Here is a 22,653-nt window from a genome sequence, read left to right on the forward strand (position 1 = left end):
TGGCTTTTAGAAAGGAAGGTCAGATGATGTTAGACAAGGACAGCGTAAAAGCAATAGATGTTCAAACTGCTTCATTACAAAGCTACATCAGTTCACCAGAAAAACAAAAATCGTTATACAAGCGTACACTATTCGTTGTGAGTATCTCACAAATTTTTGGCGGTGCGGGGCTGGCGGCAGGAGTGACTGTCGGTGCGCTTATTGCACAGCAAATGCTTGGCACTGATGCGTTTGCTGGTCTTCCTTCTGCTTTGTTTACTTTAGGGTCAGCAGGATCTGCATTAATTGTTGGAAGACTTTCTCAACGTTATGGCCGTCGAACAGGTCTTTCAGCTGGCTTTATGATTGGCGGACTTGGAGCAATAGGCGTTATTATGGCAGCAATCATAAATAGTATTTTCTTGTTATTTATTTCGTTGCTTATTTACGGTGCAGGTACAGCCACTAATTTACAGGCCCGTTATGCAGGTACAGACTTAGCAAATCATAAGCAGCGAGCGACTGCTGTTAGTATAACCATGGTTTTTACTACATTTGGCGCAGTGGCAGGTCCAAGCTTAGTGAATGTGATGGGGGATTTCGCTCTTTCTATTGGTGTTCCATCACTTGCTGGCCCTTTCATTTTAGCCGCAGCAGCATATATGTTAGCAGGTGTGGTCCTTTTCATTATGCTTCGTCCAGATCCATTAGTTATAGCAAGAACAATAGAAGCGGCAAATGAAGAGCCTGGTGATAAAGGACATTTGGCGGCAACTGAGCATACAGAAAACAAAAAAGGGATAATCGTTGGGGCAACGGTTATGGTTCTTACCCAAATAGTAATGGTAGCTATTATGACAATGACACCGGTTCATATGAGACATCATGGGCATGACTTGGGTGCAGTCGGTCTTGTTATTGGTTTTCATATAGGTGCTATGTATCTCCCTTCACTGGTTACAGGTGTTCTTGTAGATAGGTTGGGACGTACCGCAATGGCTATTTCCTCTGGAACAACGTTGCTTTTGGCAGGTGTAATAGCAGCATTTGCTCCGGGAGATTCTATGGTTCTTCTCGTCATTGCTCTTTCTTTACTGGGATTAGGGTGGAATTTTGGTTTGATCAGCGGGACTGCCCTTATTGTAGATTCAACTGATACTGCCACACGAGCTAAAACGCAGGGGACAGTGGATGTTCTGATTGCGTTGTCAGGAGCTGCTGGCGGAGCATTATCTGGAATGATTGTGGCAGGTTCAAGTTACCTCGCATTATCACTTATTGGAGGGATTTTGTCCTTATTACTCATTCCGGTGGTGGTATGGTCTAGGGGCCGCTAAAGGGTAGGATTGTTTAATTTACATTAATTTGTTATATTGTTAGATAAAGTATATTGCAGCATCTAATATTCTAACGAACTATAGTTGCTCCATTAAATCTATTATAAAGATTTGAACAGGATTCCTTATAGCTATGTCACTCACTGCATATTCTTTAATTGAATCACATAAAATGGTTATCGGATTTGAAAAAGGCAGGATTACTCGCTTTAGGTAAAGGAGTCATAACGTTGTTAAAAAGGTTTTCTCTTGTTTTTGTTACACTAATGATGTCTATCGTTGTTGTTTTAGCGGCTGCTAAAGAGTCGCCTGGAGATCATGTCATCTCATTTGATGAACCTATTATCTTGATGATCTCAATTGGAATCGTTGTATTTTTATTTATCCCTCCATTAGTCATGTCCTTTTTTGGCAATTTGGTTGTAAGAATAATATCTGGTGTATACCAATGTTTTATCGTTTTCACTTTTCTGGGGCTCATTCCAATTGGTTTTCTTATTCCCAATGGCTTTTTGACAATTTTAGTTTCTATTGCAGGAACTTTAGTCAGTATAGCTAGTGTTGCCGTAACCTTATGCATTGGCAAGAATAAAAAAGATATATAATCATCGAATTGTTATTTTTTCAGATTGTCAGTGAAATAATTATACAAAAAGAGAAGGCTTGTGGGCCTTCTTTTTTTTTGTTGCATCATCCCTACTTTAAGCTTAATCTATTGAATAATAAGAGAAGGAACCTAGAGAAGAATAAAATAAATACCGAGATGTCAAAAATAAAACTGGACTTCATTATTGTCAATTCACGTAAATGTAAAAAGCTTGGAAAGAGAGGAATTCCTTCATGACAAATAGCAGAACGAATCCGAAGGTTGATGAATTTTTAAGTAAAGCGAAAAAGTGGAAGGAAGAATTTGAGAAGTTGAGAACCATCATTCTTGACTGTGAGCTGACTGAAGATTTTAAGTGGATGCATCCTTGTTACACATACAATAATAAAAATGTCGTTTTAATACATGGGTTTAAAGAATATTGTGCGCTTCTGTTTCACAAAGGTGCCCTATTACAGGATGCCCATGGAATTCTCATTCAACAAACGGAGAATGTACAGGCGGCGCGCCAGATTCGGTTTACAAATGTTCAGGAAATAAATGAGCTAGAAAACATTTTGAAAGCCTATATTCACGAAGCCATTGAAGTTGAAAAAGCCGGTTTGAAAGTGGAAGTTAACAAAAATATTGAATTGAACATTCCTGAAGAACTTCAAAATAAATTCGATGAAATCCCTGCCTTGAAAACTGCTTTTGAAGCATTGACCCCGGGACGGCAAAGAGCGTACACTCTTTATTTTTCTCAAGCCAAACAATCCAAAACCCGAGAATCGAGAGTCGAAAAATATGTGCAAAAAATTCTCGATGGAAAGGGATTAAAGGATTAGGCACGCCAAGGTTCAGGCTAAAGGAATAGCATCATAGCGTAATAAGATCCTTTCTATAGAAGAAAAACAAGCATAGTAAGATGCTTGTTTTTCTTAGGACAACATTCACTTACTGCTGAAATGCTTCTTTAGATTAACATTGTATGCCACTAGCAGCGCTATAAAATATTAATGCAACACCTAGAAATAGCTCATCGGTACGGCTCATCACATTTAGAATGCCTCCAACTGATAGGAGAACTAATAGAACCGGAAGATTTTTCAGCAAGTTACTGCACTTCAAACTTTGTTTTTATATTAATATATCTTATTTCCTTATTAACCATTGTATTTAGTCAGGTGCAGACAAACGAATACTGATTAATGAATCATCATGATATCAATGAGCCGCTTGATTTTTTCATCGTCGCCTGTATCAACGTACACTGTTTTTCTGTTTTTTATGATACTCTCAGTCACTTCCCGCATGACACCTTTTTCTACATCATCAGCAGAATCCCAGCGTAAAGGCACATTATATACATGAATCGTGCCATCCCCATTGCCATGATAAGTGACTGATCCATCCACTAAACGAGAACCTGCTAACTGGGTTACATCTTCTGGATAGCTGGCACTTGTATCATCATTAGGATTAATTGGCTCGCCAGCCGAAATATGTCGAACATTTAATTCATCTATCTCTTGATTAGGTCCGAGTTGAAGCCAAACTCTGGCATATTCGATTTTTTCCGAAGAGTATGCTGCCAATACATTGTCTTCTTTGCTTTTCTCTTCTGCTGAAGAGGTATCATTTGCAGCTTTTGTTGCGGATTCTTCTGATTCTGTTATTGGCTCCGCTTCATCCTTGCGTATTTTGGTGCTCTCTTCAGGCTCAGTGTGTTTTTCGTCAGATTGTACAGCAGAAGCTTGATTTGAAGGTTGTTGTGCTTCTCCATCCTTACTGTCCGTACATCCAGCAAGCAAAATCATAAGCAGCAGGGCAGTATTGCAATAACATATCTTTCTGCGTTTCTTCATTTTTTCATTCCTCTCTATTAATTCAGGTCAGCTTCATATATAAGTTTATGTATCTAAATATTACCATGGAATAGATAGGATGATATTGAAAACTGTTTAAGAAGAGGAAACGATCTTGAATAGCATCGCGAAAACTTAAGAATTCTTAAGAAGTTTTGCCCCTTTTTCTTCAGGTATTGAATGTAAAGTGGGATATAAATGCAAACAAAAACGAAATGCCTTATCCGCCTCGTGTCATGGCAGAAAAAGTGGGAGATTTATTAGAGAGGATTTGATAATGGCGGCAGGTAAATGGGTGTTGACTTATATGTCTAAGCGGGAGACTCAAGTTTGCTCGATCGCGTGCAAAATACCAAGGGTTGCTGGCCCTTGGTATTTTTATACCCTCATGCATTTTTGAAGTTTACGATAAAGGTCTGCCTTACTTTGCAAATCGCCGTGCAGCTGCAACGCACATGATAACGGCGATATTTACTGCTACGAGTGCCCAGCCCACTTTCTCGTGCAGAATCACTGAGGCAAGCAGCAGTCCAAAAAAAGGCTGGAGAAGCTGGAGCTGCCCAACCGCCGCAATTCCGCCTTGGGCAAGACCTCGATACCAGAACACAAAGCCGATCAGCATGCTGAATAAGGATACATATGCAAGACTGAGCAGTGCGGGAACGCCGATCGCTGACCATGAGTCCGGCGTAAAAAAGAACGACAATGGCAGCATAAGAGGAAGCGACAGAACGAGTGCCCATGAGATCACCTGCCAATTCCCCAGACGCCGTGAAAGCCTTGCCCCTTCTGCATAACCGAGACCGCATACGACAATAGAAGCCAGCATGTACGCGTCGCCAAGCGGGGATGAACCTCCCCCCTGAATGAGGGCGAAACCTGCTACTAACAAGCTGCCAACGGTTGAGAAAATCCAGAAGACGGGCCGAGGGCGTTCACCCCCGCGCAGTACGCCGAAGACCGCCGTTGCGAGTGGAAGAAGTCCAATGAAGACAATGGCGTGTGCGGAAGTGACATGCTGAAGCGCTAAAGCTGTCAGCAACGGGAAACCAATCACTACGCCAAACGCTACCACTAATAATGAAATGAGGTCTCTTTTGGAAGGATGCTGCTGCCGGAAGATGAGAAGGAGACCTCCCGCCAGTACACCAGCTATCGCAGCGCGGCATACGGTGAGAAATAACGGATCGAAGTCTGACACAGCCAAACGGGTCGCAGGCAGCGAGCCGCTGAAAATGAGTACGCCTATAAAACCATTTATCCAGCCATTTGTTGTTTTGTTCATTATAATCACTCCACATATCTTTCTTGTTCATTGTCTGTATTTTCTTAACAAAACCAGCAGCTAAGGATTACAATGACTATAAACTGGAATTGGCCTTTTTTAAACGGCCAGTTTTCATAAAAAAATGCATACCAGTTAGGAGAACAACGTGCAAATGGATATCACGCCTTTTTTGAATAGAAATCTGGATAGTCCGCTTTATCAGCAGCTTTATCGGTATTTTAAAGAAAATATGCATCGGGGCCGTATTCAAAAAGGAATGAAGCTTCCTTCAAAAAGACTCTTGGCGAATCAGCTTTCCATCAGCCAAACGACTGTAGAACGTGCCTATGAACAGCTCGCTGCTGAGGGCTATATTGTGAGCAAGCCAAGAAGCGGGTGGTTTGCTGATTATCATGATTCTGATTTTGCTTATGATAGAATGCCAAGCACAACACCCATCCAACAAGAAGCAGAAGAAAATAAACAATGGATTGATTTTCATTATGGGAATGTAGATTCTTCTTACTTCCCTTTTTCCGCATGGCGAAAAAGCATGGTCAATAGCTTAGACCAATATGGACACGAGCTTTATCGGCCGGGACATGTTTTAGGAGAGTTTGAGCTGAGAACACTCATTGCAGAGTACCTGTATCAATCTCGGGGGGTTCATTGCGGCCCTGAACAAGTGATTATAGGAGCCGGGAACCCTATTCTGCTGCAAATCTTGTGCCAAGTTTTTGAGCCGAATATTTCTATAGGGTATGAGGATCCTGGTTATCCAAGAGCACGCAAGATTTTTGAAGCCAACCGCATGAATATTGTTCCTATACCAGTCGATGATGAAGGAATCTGTATACAGAAGGTCAAAGAACAGCAGCCAAACCTTGTATATGTCACACCTTCCCATCAATTTACGCTGGGAACCATAATGACAATAAACAGAAGAATTCAGCTGCTCAAATGGGCGGCCGAAAATCAATCCTTTATCATAGAGGATGATTATGACGGGGAATTTAGGTACACAGGACAGCCGGTTCCTTCTCTTCAAGGGCTTGATCAGCATAACCGTGTCATTTATATGGGCACTTTTTCTAAGTCTCTTTTGCCCTCGCTGCGTATCAGCTATATGATTCTTCCTTCACCTCTTTTAAAAAAGGGGCATGAAATCACGTCCTTATATAAGCAAACAGTGTCCTGCCACAGTCAGCTAACCCTAGCTGAATTTATAAAAAATGGAGAGTGGCAAAAACACATCAACAGAATGAGAAAACTTTACCGCAAAAAAAGAGCCATTGTATTAGAGGCAGTGCAAAGGGAATTAGGAGAGCATGTCAGAATCCGCGGAGAAAACTCTGGGCTTCGTATCTTACTTGACGTTTATTTGCCATTTGGTGAAAAAGAGTTAATTGAGAAGGCGAAAAAACATGGAGTAAAAATTTATCCTGTTTCTCTTTCTTATCAAAATCATCCTCCTACAAAAACGGTCTCGCTCGGGTTTGCAGGGGTTTCTGAATCCGACATAAGAGAAGGCATAAAAAAACTGAAGGCTGCCTGGAAGATATGAGGGAGCTTTCAGTTTAGCAAAACGGCCAAGTGACGGAACTAAGTGTTGAGAGCTGTTCAATATTTTTTAAGTATATGATGAGTGCCAGCAGTCCAGCCCACGATATGTCTGTTTAGCGAAAAACAGAATTTTTTATTTGCTCATCACAGTGCTAAAATAAACAAAATAGACAATTGAAAAAATAGAGGTGTAAGAATGAAGTTAGATGAGTTTACAATTGGCCAGGTCTTCAAAACAAAATCATTAAAAGTAACAAAAGATGATATTATGCGGTTTGCGGGTGAATTTGACCCTCAGTATATGCATGTAGATGAAGAAAAAGCGAGTAAAGGCAGATTTAATGGAATTATCGCTTCCGGCATACAAACACTGGCCATATCTTTTAAACTTTGGATTGAAGAAGGTCTCTATGGAGACGATATTATAGCCGGAACAGAGATGAATCATATGACATTCATAAAACCCGTATATCCGGATGATGAATTGTTTACAATTGTTGAGGTTCTTGATAAGCAGCCAAAGAGAAATGAATTGGGAATACTCACAGTATTGTTATCTACTTATAATCAAAAAGAAGTAAAAGTGTTTGAAGGTGAGTTATCCGTATTGATGAAACGATAACTCAGAAAGCCCGCTTTTCGCGGGCTCGATTGAAGCAGATGGGTGAAAGATGTTAGCGAGTTTCCTTTGAAAAATAAGAGGTTAAAACATCATAAACAATAGGCAAAGAAGTAAATCCCTCATCTTCTAGAAAATGACCTCCGTGCTGAACTTCATATAACGCAGCATCAATTTGTTGTGCCAGATCCTTGCTGAATGAAAAAGGCACAATTTGGTCGTCCTTAGAAGCAATGACAGCACGGTGCTTCGCGGACTCAATGATTGTTTGATGATCAAACGATCCCTGTGTAAATTCATCTAACATCTTTAAAGTGGGCAATGATTTGGCAAAGCCGGAAACAAGTATGATTCCGCCAAGCTGTTTTCGTAATTGAAGATGTTCCAAAAATCTCAAAATGGCGGGGCAACCTAAGCTGTGCGCAACCAAATACGTATTTTCATGTAAAGTGTGCTGATATAAAGAGAGTGTATCCAGCCAATCCTCAAGTCTTGGCTGGAGCGGATTAGGCATGTTTAAAATGTCTGCTTTGACCCCATCTGCGAGCAGGCGTTTTTTCAGCCAAGGGAACCAATGATTTGTTGAGGAGGCTCCGTAGCCATGAATGATATAGACTTGTTTTGTCATTTTTTCCTCCACACGAAGCATTTTCATTCAGTATAAAATTCCTCTCAATGGGAAACAAGTACGCACTTTTTTGTAAGTAGTTTTACATATGAGGCATTCCTTGTGCCATTCCCCACTTACACATTTCATCTATGAGGGGGTACAAAGATCGCCCTCTGTCAGATAACGAATACTCTACTTTCAGTGGGGTTTGAGAAACCTCAGTCCGATGAATAAGGCCGTCAGTTTGCAATTCCTTAAGCTGTGCGCTTAACATTTTATGGGTGATGAAGGGCATAGCCCTTTTCAGCTCGCCGTATCTCATCGTTTTTTCACACCCTAACTCATAGAGGATTCTCATTTTCCATTTGCCCCCTATAAGAGATAAGGTGTATTCAAATGGGGCTTGTTTACTGCGGCACAGGTTATTCATTGTAATCAAACCTCCTTTTTTAAGTATCATATCAGAATAAATTAGGATTTTCGGTGTTGAAGTTTGAGGGCGATTCACGATCTGAAGTGAAAGGGGCCGCTTGCTCAACAGGCGATACGGTACATGAATGTTCTAAGTCAAAGAGGGTTACCTTACTGTTAATTACTTTATTTAAAAAAACGCATGTTTTTAGCTGAAAATATCTATTATGGTATATTTAAATATAACGAAATATTTGAGAAATGAGGAATGGTATGAATACAACCAAAAAACATAAGAAATTTAAAGCGAAAATGATTTTCCAAATCATCATGGTTATCATTGGAGGAATCATAGCGGCGTATGGACTAGAAACAGTGCTCATTCCAAACAGTGTATCTGATGGAGGGGTGACGGGTCTGAGCATCGTTGGTTCACAGCTATTCAACTTGCCGCTGGGGATTTTGATTGCTGTGATCAACATTCCATTTGTCTGGTTAGGATATAAGCAAATAGGGAAAAGCTTTGCATTATTATCAATTATCGGAATCGTATCGCTTGCCGCGGGGACAAGCTTTTTCCACCACACACCCGCAATCATAGAAGGAGATACCCTGTTAATTACCGTTGTCGGCGGGATTATCCTTGGATTTGGAATGGGGCTGGCGCTGCGTAATGGCGGCGCATTAGATGGTATTGACATGCTTGCTGTGCTGCTATCCCGAAAACTGCCCTTCGGAACGAGCGATCTCATTCTATTCTTAAACCTATTTGTGTTTATTTTTGTTTCCACAGTATTTGGCTTACAAGGGGCATTGCTTTCAGTCATTGCTTACTACATTGCATCCAAAGTGATTCATGTTGTGGAGGAAGGCTTAAGCGGCTCTAAAACCTTTCAAATTATTACAACCCAACCAGAATTAATGGTAGAGACAATACGTGATCAATTAGGCCGAAGCGCCACATATAAAGAAGCTTACGGGGGTTTTTCCCACGAGAAATTTAAAGAAATCACATGTGTCATCAACCGTTTAGAAGAAACCAAACTAAAGGAAATTATTAATGATATTGATAAATCCGCCTTTGTCACCGTATATGACGTAGCTGAAGTGAAGGGCAGCAATTTTAGAAATCTTAATCATCACTAAAAAATAGAATGACCTTTTTAACCGTAACTGACATGCCGCGGGTAATTTAATCAAAAACACTTTTTTGAGGCTTGTGGGTGAATAACCGGTGAAGGTCTCAATCATAAATACCAAGGGTATCAAAACCCTTGGTATTTTTTGTATTTTGCTGATTGCTGATTGTATTATGCTTTCCTGTCCGATATCCATTTCAGTTACTGATTTGGGAATGAAATGCTTTGTCCGCCATAAGTGTTGTCCTGGCCATCCTTCCTGCCAAAAACCAAAAGCAAACACAAGCTATATTGCCGTACTCGGTTCAATGTACAATGGGTAAAGGAAAATAAAGAGATTGATATTAATTGAATCAAACATATTTGATGTTCCAAATATAAGGGATTGTTTATATAAATAAAAGTTTATATAATGACGGTGGCGCTAAGGTAACGCGGGGAGCTACTCAGGTTTTCGTTTCGTAGTTTTGATCCTTAAGATATACGGAGCGCTACATATGGAAACGTAAAGGGGAATGTAGAATCATTTGGCGTGTATATAATGATTTGCTTATATATTGATTTGGGAAGGAGGAGCTCATATGACGATTGATGTTGCGGCGATGACTCGTTGTTTGAAAACACTTAGTGATCAAACTAGGCTTATAATGATGAGATTATTTCTTGAAAAAGAATATTGTGTCTGTCAATTGGTTGATATGTTCGAAATGAGCCAGCCCGCCATAAGCCAGCATTTGCGGAAATTAAGAAACGCAGGTTTTGTGAATGAGGACAGAAGAGGCCAATGGCGTTATTATTCAATAAATGGTTCCTGTCCTGAGTTTGATACATTGCAATTGATCTTACATCAAATCGATCAGGAGGATGAATTGTTAAACCATATCAAACAAAAGAAAACTCAAGCGTGTTGCCAGTAAGGAGGCATTAGATTGACATCAATGATTTTGGCAGTATTCATCTTTTTATTAACTCTAGTATTGGTCATATGGCAGCCGAAAAATTTATCTATAGGGTGGTCAGCCTGTGGAGGCGCAGTTTTAGCTCTAATAGCAGGTGTTGTCAATTTTCATGATGTGTTAACTGTGACAGGGATTGTTTGGAATGCGACCTTGGCTTTTGTGGCCATCATACTGATATCGTTAATTCTTGATAATATCGGTTTCTTTGAATGGGCAGCGCTTCATATGGCTAAGGCTGCAAAAGGAAACGGTGTGCGGATGTTCGTTTATGTATCTCTATTAGGAGCTATTGTCGCCGCGTTATTTGCAAATGACGGTGCAGCTCTTATATTGACACCAATCGTATTAGCGATGGTCAGAGCATTACATTTTAATGAAAAATTAGTTTTTCCTTTTATCATTGCCAGCGGATTTATTGCGGATACCACTTCGCTTCCTTTAGTAGTGAGCAATTTGGTCAACATTGTTTCAGCGGACTATTTTCATATTACGTTTATTGATTATGCATCCAGAATGGTTGTCCCGTACTTGTTTTCGCTGCTGGCGAGCATCATTGTACTTTACCTTTTCTTTAGAAAAAGCATACCAAAACGCTATGATCTGACTGAGGTTAAAAAACCTGTTGAAGCAATTAAAGATCAAAACATGTTCAGACTGTCATGGTATATCTTAGGGCTGCTGTTAATTGGATATTTTGCAAGTGAATTTTTTTCTATCCCTGTATCAGTGGTAGCGGGCAGCATTGCGATCATTTTCTTAATCGCTGCGCAAAAGAGTCCGGCCGTCCATACAAAGAAAGTGATGAAAGAGGCGCCATGGGCTATCGTATTCTTTTCAATTGGCATGTACGTTGTTGTGTATGGTGTCCGAAATGCCGGATTAACGGATGTCCTTTCAGATGTGATTCAAGCCGCAGCTGATCAAGGATTGTTTGCTGGGACAATTGGAATGGGCTTTATTGCGGCGATTCTTTCTTCCATTATGAATAACTTGCCGACTGTTATGATTGACGCATTGGCTATTGCCAGTACAGATACACATGGGATGATGAGAGAAGCGCTTATTTATGCAAATGTGATCGGTTCAGATTTAGGACCTAAAATAACACCGATTGGTTCCTTGGCGACATTATTATGGCTTCATGTTCTTTCGCACAAAGGTATGAAAATTTCCTGGGGCACGTATTTTAAAACAGGAATTATCCTCACGATACCCACTTTATTGATCACACTTGTCGGCCTGTATATTTGGCTGCTGATAATCCATTCTTGTTTCTAAAAGGACAAGGTCACTATATCAAGGAAAACAATGCACTGGTAACTCTTGCCGCAGCCAAATGGCTGAAGGGTGGGGGAGAAAATACCTTGGGGACAAGTGGAATGTGTACAGCGCAGGAATCGAAGCTCATGGATGACATCGAGTGCTGTCAAAGCAATGAAAGAAGCAGGGATTGATATTTCAAATCAAACATCGGATAAATTTGATGATCCGGCAAAAGCACACGGAACAGAAGAAGTGTTTTCAAAGGGTCCGTGCTGAAATTGGTGACCGTTTAAAACAGTTTGCTGTAACTGGGAAATAAAGAATCGATATACTCAGCGTTTTCTTGGGTTATATAATGCAATGTGTTGTTCAACAGGTGTCTGCGGGCTGAGTGCAGACACCTGTTTTTGTTTTTTATTTGTCTGAGATTCGTAACAGGGAAGTTATTTAGCTAGTGACAGAGGAAAATTGATTTTGTGAACAGAATCAAGAAGAAGACGGTGTTTTAAAGGAGTTGTCTGTTTTGCAGGAATTAACAAAAGAAAAGTATAGTAGCTTAAAAACAATGTTTGATGACAAATATTGTCCCACATTTGTCTATTCAATATTAGACCAAACCATTCCGGGAGCTGTTTATGCAGATGATCAAACCTTTCCTAAATCGTTTTTTATAGGAACTGAATCAGGCATTTATTTTATTGCGGGAGACCAAGGGAATCGGGATTTTCATGATTTCATTGCAGGATATTATGAAGAACAAGTGAAATCATCAAAACGATTTACCTTGTTTTCTTCCAGTGATACATGGGATAGCGTACTGAAACCCATACTGAAAGATGACTTAAACCAAATGAGAAGAGCTGCATTTTCTTATCAACCAAAATATTCCAAAAGGACTTTACAACTGCCAAAGGGTCTTGTATTGAAAAGAATAGACGAAGACATCATTTCACACAGCACAGCGTTTAACAGCGCGTATTATGAGGAGTATTGGGATTCTGTCTCACAGTTTGCTTCAAAAGGTTTTGGATTTGCCGTATTACATGGCAATCATGTAGTAAGTGAGTGTACTTCTATATTTTTAGGGCATAATCGAGCGGAAATGGATATCTATACACTTGAAGAATATAGAGGACTGGGGTTAGCTTATTGCGTAGCAAATAGGTTTATAGCGTTTTGTATGGAAAATGGGATTGTTCCTAGCTGGGATTGTGATATCTGCAACAATTCGTCCATTGCATTAGCAGCTAAACTAGGGTTTAAGAAAATAATCGAATACTCTCTTTTTTATTCCGGGAAATCATAAAAAAGAGAAGAGGCAAGAACTCTTCTCTTTACATGAGTAAGCGGTTGGTGAATACCGGTTTTTATTTTATTAAGAATCTAGATTTAATTGCTGGCGAAGTTTCTTCGATAAGTCCTTTCTCGTTTCATCAGTTACAACATGATACCATAAGTGATCTATCTTTTTATCCTCACCTTTTATTTCGATCTGTTTGACATGTTGAACGGCTTCTTTATAAGAGCGTTGAATATCAATCATTTTATCAAGTGTTAAGTTTGTTTGTATATTTTTTTCTAAGGCAGCCAAAATTCCTTGATAGTTTTTTAATGATTTTAATTGTGCTCCTTCGTGAATAATTTGGTTAATGATTTCTCGCTGCCGCTTCTGCCGCCCAAAATCACCGCGAGGATCTTCTTTTCTCATCCGTGCGTATTTAAGGGCAACCTTTCCATCCAGGTGCTGTTCCCCTTTTGGTATATGCACCCCTTCAAGGGTAAAAGGGAAATCATTATTCACTGTGATTCCGCCAATCTCATCTACAATATCTTTAAACCCTTCCATATTGACTTTGATATAATAATTGATTGGGATGTTTAAAAATTGTTCAACGGTTTGAACGGCACCTTCAATACCCTCGTAAGTATATGCTGCATTCATTTTAATATTGGTATTCTTTGATCGCATAAATACTCTGGTATCACGCGGTATACTTACCATCGTCGATGTTTTCGTCTCTGGATTTAAAGTCAGTACGATCATCGAATCAGGTCGTCCTTTATCACCGGGGCGTTCATCTACTCCCAGCAAAAGAATCGATATAGGATCATGCCCAAGACTAGCATCTTGTTGCTTAGAATCTCTTTGCAGAGGTTCATACATATGGTTGACCGATTTTGCTACGTTTCGGTAAATGCTATAGCAGGTCAGGCCTCCAATGGTTAACAAGAGGGCTAGAACAAACAATAAAATACTCTGCATTTTCAGTTTCCTTCTCCCAATTTTCACTATCAAATTCCTTCCTGATCAAGTTGAATATTTATATGTTGTACTGGTTCTTAACGGTTCTCTAATAAATAATTCTTTTATCTTCGTGATATTTTGTAGTTCATAAAAGATACTTTAAATATATACTTCAATTGAATCTGAATTGTACCGGTTTGATTGAATCATGAATTGCTTTCATTTCGTATCCGCTTTCCCGGAAATATTTTAATAATTGTTCCAAATACGCCGCGGTAGTCGGCTTTTCATGCATTAATACAATAAGCGGCTCTTTTCCTTCAAGGGTTTTGACTTGCTGAATGACACTCTTAACAAACTCTCCATGAGTGTACTTCCAGTCCTCTGAGTCAACTGTCCAATCCCACAGGTTAAAATGATCACGCTCCACAACATCTCTAAAAGGGCCAGTAATGTAAGGCTTTGACCCGTAAGGTGCTCTTATTAAATGCGTGTTGACTTTGGTTGTTTCTTTAATGTAGTCCAATGTATCGTTCATTTCTGCAGCAAAGCTTTCAGGGGATTTATAGATTTCGGAAACCTGGTGCGTCACGCCGTGAGACCCAACAGAATGACCGTTTTCCGCCATTTTTCTCACAATATTAGGATTTCGCTCGATATTTGGTTTTAACATAAAAAACGTTCCCTTTGCATTGTATTTATGAAGCAAATCCATAATTTTCTCTGAAGCAGCAGGGTTTGGTCCGTCATCAAATGTTAAATAAACGACCTTCCCGATTTCAGCAGGTTTTTTTTGTTCTTTTTTCTGTGCTGAATTTTTGTGTGTTTCTATATGCGCCTGCTCAGAAGCGTTTGTACTTTCTTTTATTGGTTCCTGCTTTGGGCCGGCAAGTGCCTTCCAGGAAATGCATAGTAACGTTACACCTAGAATAATCAATATCCCAAAACCTATTTTTCCTATTTGATTCAACTTACGATCCCTTCTTGGTGAATTTGACACTTTTTCCAACTCCTCAATTGTAGATATCAAAACTAGTTTTCTCGCGAACGAGTCACATAAATTAGAAGGACCAATGGAGACAAAGCCCGGTAAAAATGATGCTCTTTTAATATAGATGAGAGTTATCGCAGAAGTTTGATCAACTTGTAAACATAATGTCAACAAATGAAGGAATCATTGTTATGTAATATCTTGCAGGTATAAGAAAAAACCTTATTTCAATAGAAATAAGGTTTACTTGAAGGATATGATATAAGAGCGATCGTCAAAAAATCGGGCTGATGAGTTTTCCATAGAAATATACCGGTTTTGTTCATAAACGAGCAGGTTGCTGCCATCTGGACTCCAATATATTTCTGATGGGCTGGTGCCGTGGTATATAGGTTCTGCGTAGAGGACATTTTTCCCTTGCAGCTTTCCTGCATAAGTATTGTCCTTGTCATATAAAGAGTAAGCGATCTTCTTTCGATCATTAGATATGGTAAAAACAGCTACATTTTCGAGCAGAACAGAGAGCTCACTGTTTCTGAGGTCGTATTCGTATAAGGTTTCTCCGATACCTAAAAATACAAATTGGTCATTGTTTAACCAAACAGGTTCACCATAGGGGCTAATCTGCCGCTTATTTTGAATAGTGATGCTGTCACCGCTGATGGTCCCCGTCATAATGCGATATTGTTGCCCTTGTAACATGGTTAGCAGCAAACTACGTCCATCATCTGAAATGGAAACTGCCGTAAGCGAATCCTTTTCATCAACATTCTTCAATGGATACGTTTTGAGGGTTCCGGAATCTATGTTGAATACATTGACCGCAGTCTGGTCACTTTTTGCCGTGTCAATGACAAGATAACAAATGTATTTGCTATTATTTGACCATGAAATATCCTGTACAAAGGCATCCTTGCTAGAAGAAAAGCTGGCTACTTCCTTTTTGTTTCTGTTCGTCAGTGATATTAGATTTAGTGTTATCTTATTTGATGACATCGTTAATCCGGCGATACTTTTCCCGTCGGGAGACAACTTAAGGTTGGAAGTATTGCGGTCAATGCTCTGCAGAGTTTCAGGTTTTTCAAAAGGATAGGAGACATTCTGAAGATGCTGCGCTTTACCTTCCGTTGTGTCATTTCCTTTGAAAAAACCAACTACAGAGTTTGATGAAGACCAGCCAAGCAACTGGTCAGCTTGAGGGAGGCGATATATCTTCTTCACCTGAAAGGAGTCCGACTTCTGATCGTCATCAATCTGGCTCTCTTCCTTGTTTGGAATGATAATGGTTTCAGATCGCTTGCCCATATTATAACTGGATACAAAAATCAAGGAAATCAATAATATCCCTGACAATATAATAAACCGTTTGTTCTTCATGATCAGTTCTCAACCTTCATGTAAGCTAGTTCAATAGTGATGATTGTATGGTTTTCTTCGTAGAACATCTTGATTGTTCCTCCATGTTTTTCGACAATTGTTTTAACTATGCTTAACCCCAACCCTAAACTTCCTTCTTCCGTCACCTTTTGGTTTATTGAATAAAAAGGCTGAAACACTTTTGTGTATTGGTTGTCGTCATATGGATCACTTGGATTTTTGAACATAAAAAGAACCTGATCTCCCGTAACTTTAGCCTGAATCATGATTTCAGAATGAGATAAACTGTATTTGATCGCATTGTCCAAAAGATTAATAAAGAGTTGGCGCACTCTATTCTTTTGACCATACACATAGAGACTGTCTTCTATCTCATAGGTGATCTTCTTTTTATATCGTTCTGCACGAAATTTCATAGATTCGCATACATCTTTCAAAATCGTTCCTGCATCAATTCTATCGAATTGTTCTTTAGAGGTTTCTCTAGATACCTCAAGAAGTTTTATAACCAAATTGTGCAGACGCCGGCTTTCTTCAACAATATGATTCATTCCTTTATCAAAAAACGCCTGATCTGATTCCCCTTTTTGTTTTATGATTTCAGCATAGCCTTGAATAGAAGTCAGAGGTGTTTTCAGTTCATGGGTCATATTGTCAAAAAAACGTTTTTCCTGTTCATTAAGTTCCTTTAACCTGTCCCGATCTTTTTCGATAGTTGAAATTTGATCCCTAATTCTGGTGATCATATCATTGAAATTAACCGTAAGCTGGCCAATTTCATCTTTTCTAGAAAAATGGATATCCACATCCAGCTTTCCCTTTTTGACTTCTGAGGTGGCCTCTGTCAGCTTGACGATTGGAATCGTGATGTGTCTGGAGAGTATATAAGAGAAAAGAAACGCCGCCACAAATATCGCAAGAGCGATATAAAAAATAATATTTAAAATCTCTCCGCTTTGTTTGTAAAGCAAATTAAAATCTTTAGAAAAACGCAATATGCCAACTTTTGCACCATCAATGACAACTGGATAAGAAAAAAACACCTGTGCTTGATTTCGATCATAGGTGATATGATAAGCATTTTTTCCGTTAATTGCTTTTGCTAGGTCCTCGTCAATGCCTTGCGAAAACACTGTTTTATTAGAAGAAGACAACAAAGTGCCATCTACGGTATAAACGCCTACATTGCTTCCTGTTGAATGAGTTAAACTATCCACTATTTCATCGGCCATATCGCCGAAGTATAGTTCATTGTTTTTATAATGATTGATTAAAAATGCTTGATTGATATACATGATGCTGTTTTTTTTTAAGTCTATTAAATCTGAGGTCACAATTTTTTCATTGCTTGACCAAATGACACTTTTGACCGTTTGATTGAGCACTAGGAAAGAGAGAGAAAAAATCAGAAAAAAACCAATAATAAATTTACCCTTGATCGTCCGTAACACTCTCTACTCCTCCTGCTTCTCGAATTTATATCCAATGCCAAACACTGTTTTAATGAGGTCGCTTGCATCCAGTTTTTTACGGAGTCTTTGGATATGAGTATCTACCGTACGTGTATCCCCGGCAAAATCGTAGCCCCAAACGAATTCCAACAGCTCTGAACGTGTAAAGATTTTTCCACGATGGTCAATCAATGTCTTAAGCAGATCAAATTCTTTAGGAGTCAAATCAACAATGATCCCATCTTTTTTTACTATTCTTTCGTCTGGGATCATCACAATATTTTTTAATTGAATGTGATCCTCATTAGACGATCCTCGATCATTCACGTGGTTAGCTTGTTCAAGACGCCTGAGTATTGTACGAATTCTGGCGATAACTTCACGCAAGTCAAATGGCTTTGTAATATAATCGTCAGCCCCAAATTCCAACCCAAGGACTTTATCAGTGATATCTGACTTTGCGGTGATCATAAGTATAGGGATATTATAGCGTTGGGTCACTTTTTTACAGATATCCAATCCGCTGCAATCTGGCAGCATCCAATCAAGCAGCAGAAGATCGGGTTTAAATTGGTCTAGCTGTTTCATCCCTAAAGTTCCGTTAGATTCAGTACATGTTTGAAAACCTTCCTGCGTAAGCCCGTATGAAAGCAGATCTGCTATTGCTCCATCATCTTCAATAATAAGTATTTTCGTTTTATCCATTATTTCATTCATTCCCTGTTTCATGATTAAATTGAATATATCTATCTTAGAGTCTGCAATATCACTCATTATAGCATCCTTTTTAATAGCGGTTATTCAGAACTTCAGATCAAACTATAATTGGATATATTTTCACCATCGTCAACAAAATCGGGGGAATTGAGCTATCGTTGGATTAGAGGACTATGGTAAACAATTTTAATTGATAAATGAGCTTATTAAAAAGAGATGCGGGTATCTTCTTTATTTATGTATAAGAGCGTTTCCATATCGTTTGATTTTATTGGGTGTTAAATAGGTAAAACATACCCCGCCAACTGTAACCACTCCGCCTAGCAGAGAGATCAATGTGGGTATCTCGCCGATCCAGAGCCAAGATATGATCAAGGCTAAAGCCGGTGTAACATAAAGTGAAAGGGTTGCTTCTGAAGCACCGACGAGTGAAGTGACATATGCTAGTGCGAAGTAAGGAATAACCGTCGGCAATAATCCTAAGTAAACGATAGACAAAGTTGCGCTTATTGAAGCGTTCATCATCTCTTCGCCTAAGCCTGGCAGAAACACAAGCATAGGTATTGTTCCGCCCCAAATGGTGAATGTAACGAATGGAATAAAACCATATTTTTTTATATAGCGGGCTTGAAAAACGAAATAAATACTCTCCGAAAATGCTGCCAGCAGGATGACCAAGATACCGCTCATTGAATATGTAAAGTCTCCCGCCCCAAATGTAATCAATAATACACCCAATAAACTGATCATAGAGCCAAGCCATTTCGTAAATCCAAAATGCTCTTTATAAAACAGGCGGGATAGCATGGCTGAGAAGATCGGTGCCGTAGTAACGAGTAAGCTTGCAACTCCGGCACTAACTGTTTTTTCACCGATGTTCAGCAAAATGTGATAGAGTGCAAATCCTAAAAACCCTAAAAGAAAAATGGCAGGAATGTCTTTCAAGTCGGGTAGGCGCATCTGAGTCAAAACAGCAAAAAGCAATAATGCCATAGAGCCGATTAACAAACGAAATAAAGCAAGGTGTTCTGGTGTGTACCCTTCTAGTCCTGCGCGAATTCCCGGAAAAGCAGATGCCCATAAACAGATCATCAGACTGTTTGAGGTTATCAATTGAACTGTTTTCTTTTGCATATTTCCCACTCCTCTTTACAAAAACCAACCAGTTATTTAATGTGTTTTTATATTAATAAAGATTTGGTGATATGGCTTCAACCAGTTAAACGGATTTTGACCCAACCAATTTATTTTAAGGAGACCGATTCTATGAGCTTTCCAGAAGAAAAAAAGATGAAAAAGCTCCCTAAGTACAGACAAATCGTTCATTTTATTAAAGAGAAAATAGGAAATGGCGAGTGGCCGATTGGAAGCAAGATTCCAAGCCAGCGCACGCTTGCAAAAGATTTTCAGGTAAACCGGAGCACAGTGATTACAGCCTTAGAGGAATTGATGGCCGATGGGCTAATAGAAGGCACAATGGGGAAAGGCACAGTTGTTATCAACAACACATGGACACTGATGGCTAAGAATTCTGCTCCCGATTGGGATCAATATGTCACCTCTGGCATTCAGATGCCAAGCCGAAAAATCGTTCAAGAGATCAATCAATCAGAATCAAATACAGACCTTATACAGCTCAGTAAAGGTGAACTTTCAGCTGAGATTTTTCCTTTGGCTGTTATGAAAGAGATGATGGGGAGGGTATCTCATCACATGGAGGCATTCGGTTATGAAGAGCCAAAAGGTTACTTACCTTTGAGGGAGGCATTAAGCAACTATTTAAAAACCATTGGAATCAACGTCTCATCTTCTTCCATTCTGATTGTCTCAGGAGCGTTGCAAGCCTTGCAGCTGACATCAATGGGGCTGTTACAAAGAGGATCAACCGTTTATCTTGATCAGCCCTCCTACCTTTATTCATTACACGTATTTCAATCAGCTGGTATGAAGCTGACTGGACTTCCTATGGATAATGAAGGACTTTTGCCTGAAAATGTTCATTTAACAAGAGGAGAGCGGGGAAGGGCTATCTTATATACAAATCCATGTTTTCACAATCCGACTGGTATTCTTATGTCTAAAAAGCGGCGTGAAGAGATCCTGGCAGTAAGTGAGAATACACAGCTTCCTATTATTGAAGATGACATTTATCGTGAGTTATGGATCGATGAAATTCCGCCATATCCTATTAAAACAATTGATAAAAATGGACACGTACTGTACATAGGAAGTTTATCGAAAACATTAAGCCCAGGTTTGAGGATTGGATGGATCGTCGGACCGGAACCGGTGATTGAACGTTTATCTGACATTAAAATGCAAACAGATTACGGATCCAGTTCGCTATCCCAGAGAGTAGCGGCAGAGTGGTTTACTTCCGGCCACTACCAGCAGCATGTAGAAAAGGTTAGGCAGCAATTAAAGGTGAGAAGAGAATTGGTCTTGAGTGCTATAGAAACTCATTTGAAAGATGTGGCGACATGGAATATCCCAAAAGGAGGGTTTTTTGTCTGGATAAAAATATTGCCTTCCATATCAATGAAATTACTTTATACTAAAGCCTTATCAAAAGGGATTCTGCTCAATCTCGGCAGTATCTATGCTCAGGAAAAAGGGAATTATATTCGCTTATCATATGCTTATGCATCTCTTGAAGACCTTCAAAAGGGGATTTATGAGTTGGGTTTAATGATAAAAGAATTAGCAAGCAGGTAACTTTTATATCCTTAAATGGATGTTTCACTAAAAAAGAGATCAAGCCTAATGATCGCTTGATCTGATAATAACAAGGGTTACTAGAATAGACCAAATCATGGTTCGGTCTTAAAATGATCATGTCTCTGAACGAAAAGTCTTTCCGACTTCTCTTCCTAAACCAAAGTAGTGTCTGAAATTATAGATAAGCGGGCTCCATTTGGAAGGGTTGATATGGTTTTCGTCCAGAATGATACTTTCCTCGGCATGAAAATGTAGTGCCTGCGTCTCTACAATTGCGAATGACGATTCATATTCTGGAAGCCGAATGTGTTTCACTTCGGCTTCGATTTGGATAGGGCATTCTTTAATTCGTGTTGGTGATACTGTTTTTGATTGTAAAGGCGTTAACCCTGCTGCCTCGTATTTTTCTTTTTTATATGTAAATCCGAGCTGCTTCTTTAAAGGCGGTATACTCTTTTTTCCGCTATAAGATGAAATTCTTTCAATGTTTTCCCATAATTCCGGGCCAGGCAAGTTTATGACACATTCTTTGTGTCTTTCCAAATTGTCGATGGCTTTTCCTCCCAGTCCTACTCCAAGGATTATATAATGTCCAAGAGCCCAAGAAGAAGACATAGGACTAATATTAGTGGTTCCATCCTCATTCAATGTGGTTAGAAGAAATGTCGAGGTACCATAATACATGATCTTGGGTTTGATTTCCTTAAATCGACGAGTGTCTTGTTTTTTGATGTCCAACGTTTTTTCCTCCTTGTCACGCTTACATTTATATTGTAAAGGATTAACATTTCAACTATCATCGAAATATGAATGTAAGGAGGAAAATCATGAATCCTAATATTGCAAAAATCTCTTCGTTGCTATCAGATCCCTCGCGTTCTTCCATTCTTCTCAGTCTGATGGATGGCAGGATACACCCTGCGGGAGAGCTTGCATATCTCGCTAACATTAAACCTCAAACCGCCAGTTTTCACCTGAATAAATTGCTTGAAGCAAAGCTGATTAGCGTAGAGAAGCATGGGAGACATCGGTATTACAGATTGTCTGACTCAGATGCTGCAAATGTGATCGAACAATTGCTTCATATTGCGCCTAAAGCAAAAGTCAAATCTTTAAAAGAGTCAAAAGAGAAAAAGGACTTGCATTTCGCCCGTACCTGTTATGATCATTTGGCAGGTTATGTGGGCGTGCAAATGGCACATTCATTAGTTGAGCAGGGGATGTTAAAAAAAGTTGATTTAAACTTTGAGGTGACTTCAGAGGGTGCTTTATTCTTTTCAAAGTTAGGCATCAATGAAGAGCAACAACGGAATAAGAGGAGAGCCTTTGCCCGCTGCTGTTTGGATTGGAGTGAACGGCAGCATCATATTGCAGGAGCATTAGGAAACGCCCTATTGGTGCGCATGTTAGAAGAAGAGTGGATCGTTCGTATGCCTAAAACGAGAGCGATTAGGATTACACAAAGCGGGAAAATCGCGTTTGAAAAGCACCTAAACGTGAAGATTTAGGATGTTGAAGCGAAGGCACGATATCCAGGAGAAGGAGTAAGATTT

The 22,653-nt window shown here is 39.5% G+C and carries 22 protein-coding genes and 1 pseudogene; 12 read left to right on the plus strand and 11 right to left on the minus strand.

Features of this window, described 5'->3' with window-relative positions; all coding sequences use genetic code 11:
* The first annotated feature begins 23 nt into the window (after positions 1–23).
* The 3 genes from M1D65_RS02795 (at position 24) to M1D65_RS02805 (ending at position 2,750) form a co-directional block, all read left to right on the plus strand.
* Positions 24–1,316, plus strand: coding sequence for an MFS transporter (locus M1D65_RS02795; protein WP_124048524.1), 1,293 nt, complete (start codon positions 24–26; stop codon positions 1,314–1,316).
* Positions 1,317–1,546: 230 nt separating this feature from the next.
* Positions 1,547–1,921, plus strand: coding sequence for a hypothetical protein (locus M1D65_RS02800; RefSeq protein ID WP_032727150.1), 375 nt, complete (start codon positions 1,547–1,549; stop codon positions 1,919–1,921).
* Between the two features lie 235 nt (positions 1,922–2,156).
* A complete protein-coding gene (locus tag M1D65_RS02805; protein WP_021481674.1) occupies positions 2,157–2,750 on the plus strand; it encodes a YdeI/OmpD-associated family protein in 594 nt (197 codons plus the stop codon).
* A 360-nt stretch (positions 2,751–3,110) separates the two neighbouring features.
* Here M1D65_RS02805 and M1D65_RS02810 read toward each other — a convergent pair whose 3' ends face one another.
* A complete protein-coding gene (locus M1D65_RS02810; RefSeq protein WP_120027820.1) occupies positions 3,111–3,770 on the minus strand; it encodes a hypothetical protein in 660 nt (219 codons plus the stop codon).
* Positions 3,771–4,191: 421 nt separating this feature from the next.
* On the minus strand, positions 4,192–5,055 hold the full coding sequence (locus M1D65_RS02815; protein WP_456270761.1) for a DMT family transporter: 864 nt from the start codon (positions 5,053–5,055) through the stop codon (positions 4,192–4,194).
* 154 nt (positions 5,056–5,209) lie between these two features.
* Between M1D65_RS02815 and pdxR the strand changes: the two genes are divergently transcribed.
* Both pdxR and M1D65_RS02825 read left to right on the plus strand, forming a co-directional pair.
* The gene (gene pdxR, locus M1D65_RS02820) at positions 5,210–6,601 is read left to right on the plus strand and encodes a MocR-like pyridoxine biosynthesis transcription factor PdxR (protein ID WP_456270866.1); all 1,392 of its coding nucleotides are present in this window, start codon (positions 5,210–5,212) and stop codon (positions 6,599–6,601) included.
* 195 nt (positions 6,602–6,796) lie between these two features.
* Positions 6,797–7,222 carry a MaoC family dehydratase gene (locus M1D65_RS02825; protein WP_048654930.1) on the plus strand — a complete coding sequence of 142 codons (426 nt, stop codon included), beginning with the start codon at positions 6,797–6,799 and terminating at the stop codon, positions 7,220–7,222.
* A 52-nt stretch (positions 7,223–7,274) separates the two neighbouring features.
* Here M1D65_RS02825 and M1D65_RS02830 read toward each other — a convergent pair whose 3' ends face one another.
* Positions 7,275–7,847, minus strand: a complete 573-nt coding sequence (locus tag M1D65_RS02830; protein ID WP_031315637.1) for an alpha/beta hydrolase — start codon at positions 7,845–7,847, stop codon at positions 7,275–7,277.
* Positions 7,848–7,929: 82 nt separating this feature from the next.
* Entirely contained in the window at positions 7,930–8,259 is a 330-nt protein-coding gene (locus M1D65_RS02835) for a winged helix-turn-helix transcriptional regulator (RefSeq protein WP_049140453.1), read from the minus strand.
* Positions 8,260–8,513: 254 nt separating this feature from the next.
* On the opposite strand from M1D65_RS02835, the gene M1D65_RS02840 reads away from it, so the two are divergent.
* The 5 genes and pseudogenes from M1D65_RS02840 to M1D65_RS02860 all read left to right on the plus strand — a co-directional run bounded on the left by M1D65_RS02840 (position 8,514) and on the right by M1D65_RS02860 (position 12,907).
* Positions 8,514–9,386, plus strand: coding sequence for a YitT family protein (locus M1D65_RS02840; RefSeq protein ID WP_021481667.1), 873 nt, complete (start codon positions 8,514–8,516; stop codon positions 9,384–9,386).
* A gap of 574 nt (positions 9,387–9,960) precedes the next feature.
* Complete coding sequence (aseR, locus tag M1D65_RS02845; protein ID WP_014478961.1) at positions 9,961–10,296, plus strand: metal-responsive transcriptional regulator AseR; 336 nt, start codon at positions 9,961–9,963, stop codon at positions 10,294–10,296.
* 12 nt (positions 10,297–10,308) lie between these two features.
* Positions 10,309–11,616, plus strand: a complete 1,308-nt coding sequence (locus tag M1D65_RS02850) for an arsenical efflux pump membrane protein ArsB (protein WP_021481665.1) — start codon at positions 10,309–10,311, stop codon at positions 11,614–11,616.
* A 58-nt stretch (positions 11,617–11,674) separates the two neighbouring features.
* Positions 11,675–11,920, plus strand: a pseudogene (locus M1D65_RS02855) (hypothetical protein).
* A gap of 195 nt (positions 11,921–12,115) precedes the next feature.
* On the plus strand, positions 12,116–12,907 hold the full coding sequence (locus tag M1D65_RS02860; protein ID WP_080474523.1) for a GNAT family N-acetyltransferase: 792 nt from the start codon (positions 12,116–12,118) through the stop codon (positions 12,905–12,907).
* Between the two features lie 69 nt (positions 12,908–12,976).
* On the opposite strand, the gene M1D65_RS02865 is transcribed toward M1D65_RS02860, so the two are convergent.
* From M1D65_RS02865 to M1D65_RS02890, 6 genes are all read right to left on the minus strand, one after another.
* The gene (locus M1D65_RS02865) at positions 12,977–13,864 is read right to left on the minus strand and encodes an LCP family glycopolymer transferase (RefSeq protein ID WP_077671268.1); all 888 of its coding nucleotides are present in this window, start codon (positions 13,862–13,864) and stop codon (positions 12,977–12,979) included.
* 154 nt (positions 13,865–14,018) lie between these two features.
* Positions 14,019–14,846: a polysaccharide deacetylase family protein gene (locus M1D65_RS02870; protein WP_031315635.1), complete on the minus strand. Its 828-nt coding sequence runs from the start codon at positions 14,844–14,846 to the stop codon at positions 14,019–14,021.
* Between the two features lie 234 nt (positions 14,847–15,080).
* A complete protein-coding gene (locus M1D65_RS02875; protein ID WP_021481660.1) occupies positions 15,081–16,220 on the minus strand; it encodes a hypothetical protein in 1,140 nt (379 codons plus the stop codon).
* Entirely contained in the window at positions 16,217–17,665 is a 1,449-nt protein-coding gene (locus M1D65_RS02880; protein ID WP_038827559.1) for a HAMP domain-containing sensor histidine kinase, read from the minus strand. Before M1D65_RS02880 ends, M1D65_RS02875 begins: the two co-directional genes overlap by 4 nt.
* Before the next feature lie 3 nt (positions 17,666–17,668).
* Positions 17,669–18,370: a response regulator transcription factor gene (locus tag M1D65_RS02885; RefSeq protein ID WP_031315634.1), complete on the minus strand. Its 702-nt coding sequence runs from the start codon at positions 18,368–18,370 to the stop codon at positions 17,669–17,671.
* A gap of 243 nt (positions 18,371–18,613) precedes the next feature.
* The gene (locus M1D65_RS02890; RefSeq protein WP_125121446.1) at positions 18,614–19,516 is read right to left on the minus strand and encodes a DMT family transporter; all 903 of its coding nucleotides are present in this window, start codon (positions 19,514–19,516) and stop codon (positions 18,614–18,616) included.
* Between the two features lie 132 nt (positions 19,517–19,648).
* On the opposite strand from M1D65_RS02890, the gene M1D65_RS02895 reads away from it, so the two are divergent.
* Positions 19,649–21,097 carry an aminotransferase-like domain-containing protein gene (locus M1D65_RS02895; RefSeq protein WP_446015283.1) on the plus strand — a complete coding sequence of 483 codons (1,449 nt, stop codon included), beginning with the start codon at positions 19,649–19,651 and terminating at the stop codon, positions 21,095–21,097.
* A 117-nt stretch (positions 21,098–21,214) separates the two neighbouring features.
* Here the strand turns inward: M1D65_RS02895 and M1D65_RS02900 are convergent, their stop codons facing one another.
* On the minus strand, positions 21,215–21,838 hold the full coding sequence (locus M1D65_RS02900; protein ID WP_029725823.1) for a flavin reductase family protein: 624 nt from the start codon (positions 21,836–21,838) through the stop codon (positions 21,215–21,217).
* Between the two features lie 89 nt (positions 21,839–21,927).
* Here M1D65_RS02900 and M1D65_RS02905 point away from each other — a divergent pair, with 89 nt between their 5' ends.
* Entirely contained in the window at positions 21,928–22,608 is a 681-nt protein-coding gene (locus tag M1D65_RS02905) for an ArsR/SmtB family transcription factor (protein ID WP_014478969.1), read from the plus strand.
* Positions 22,609–22,653: the final 45 nt, after the last annotated feature.

It is taken from the genome of Bacillus sp. JZ39 (genome assembly GCF_053903145.1).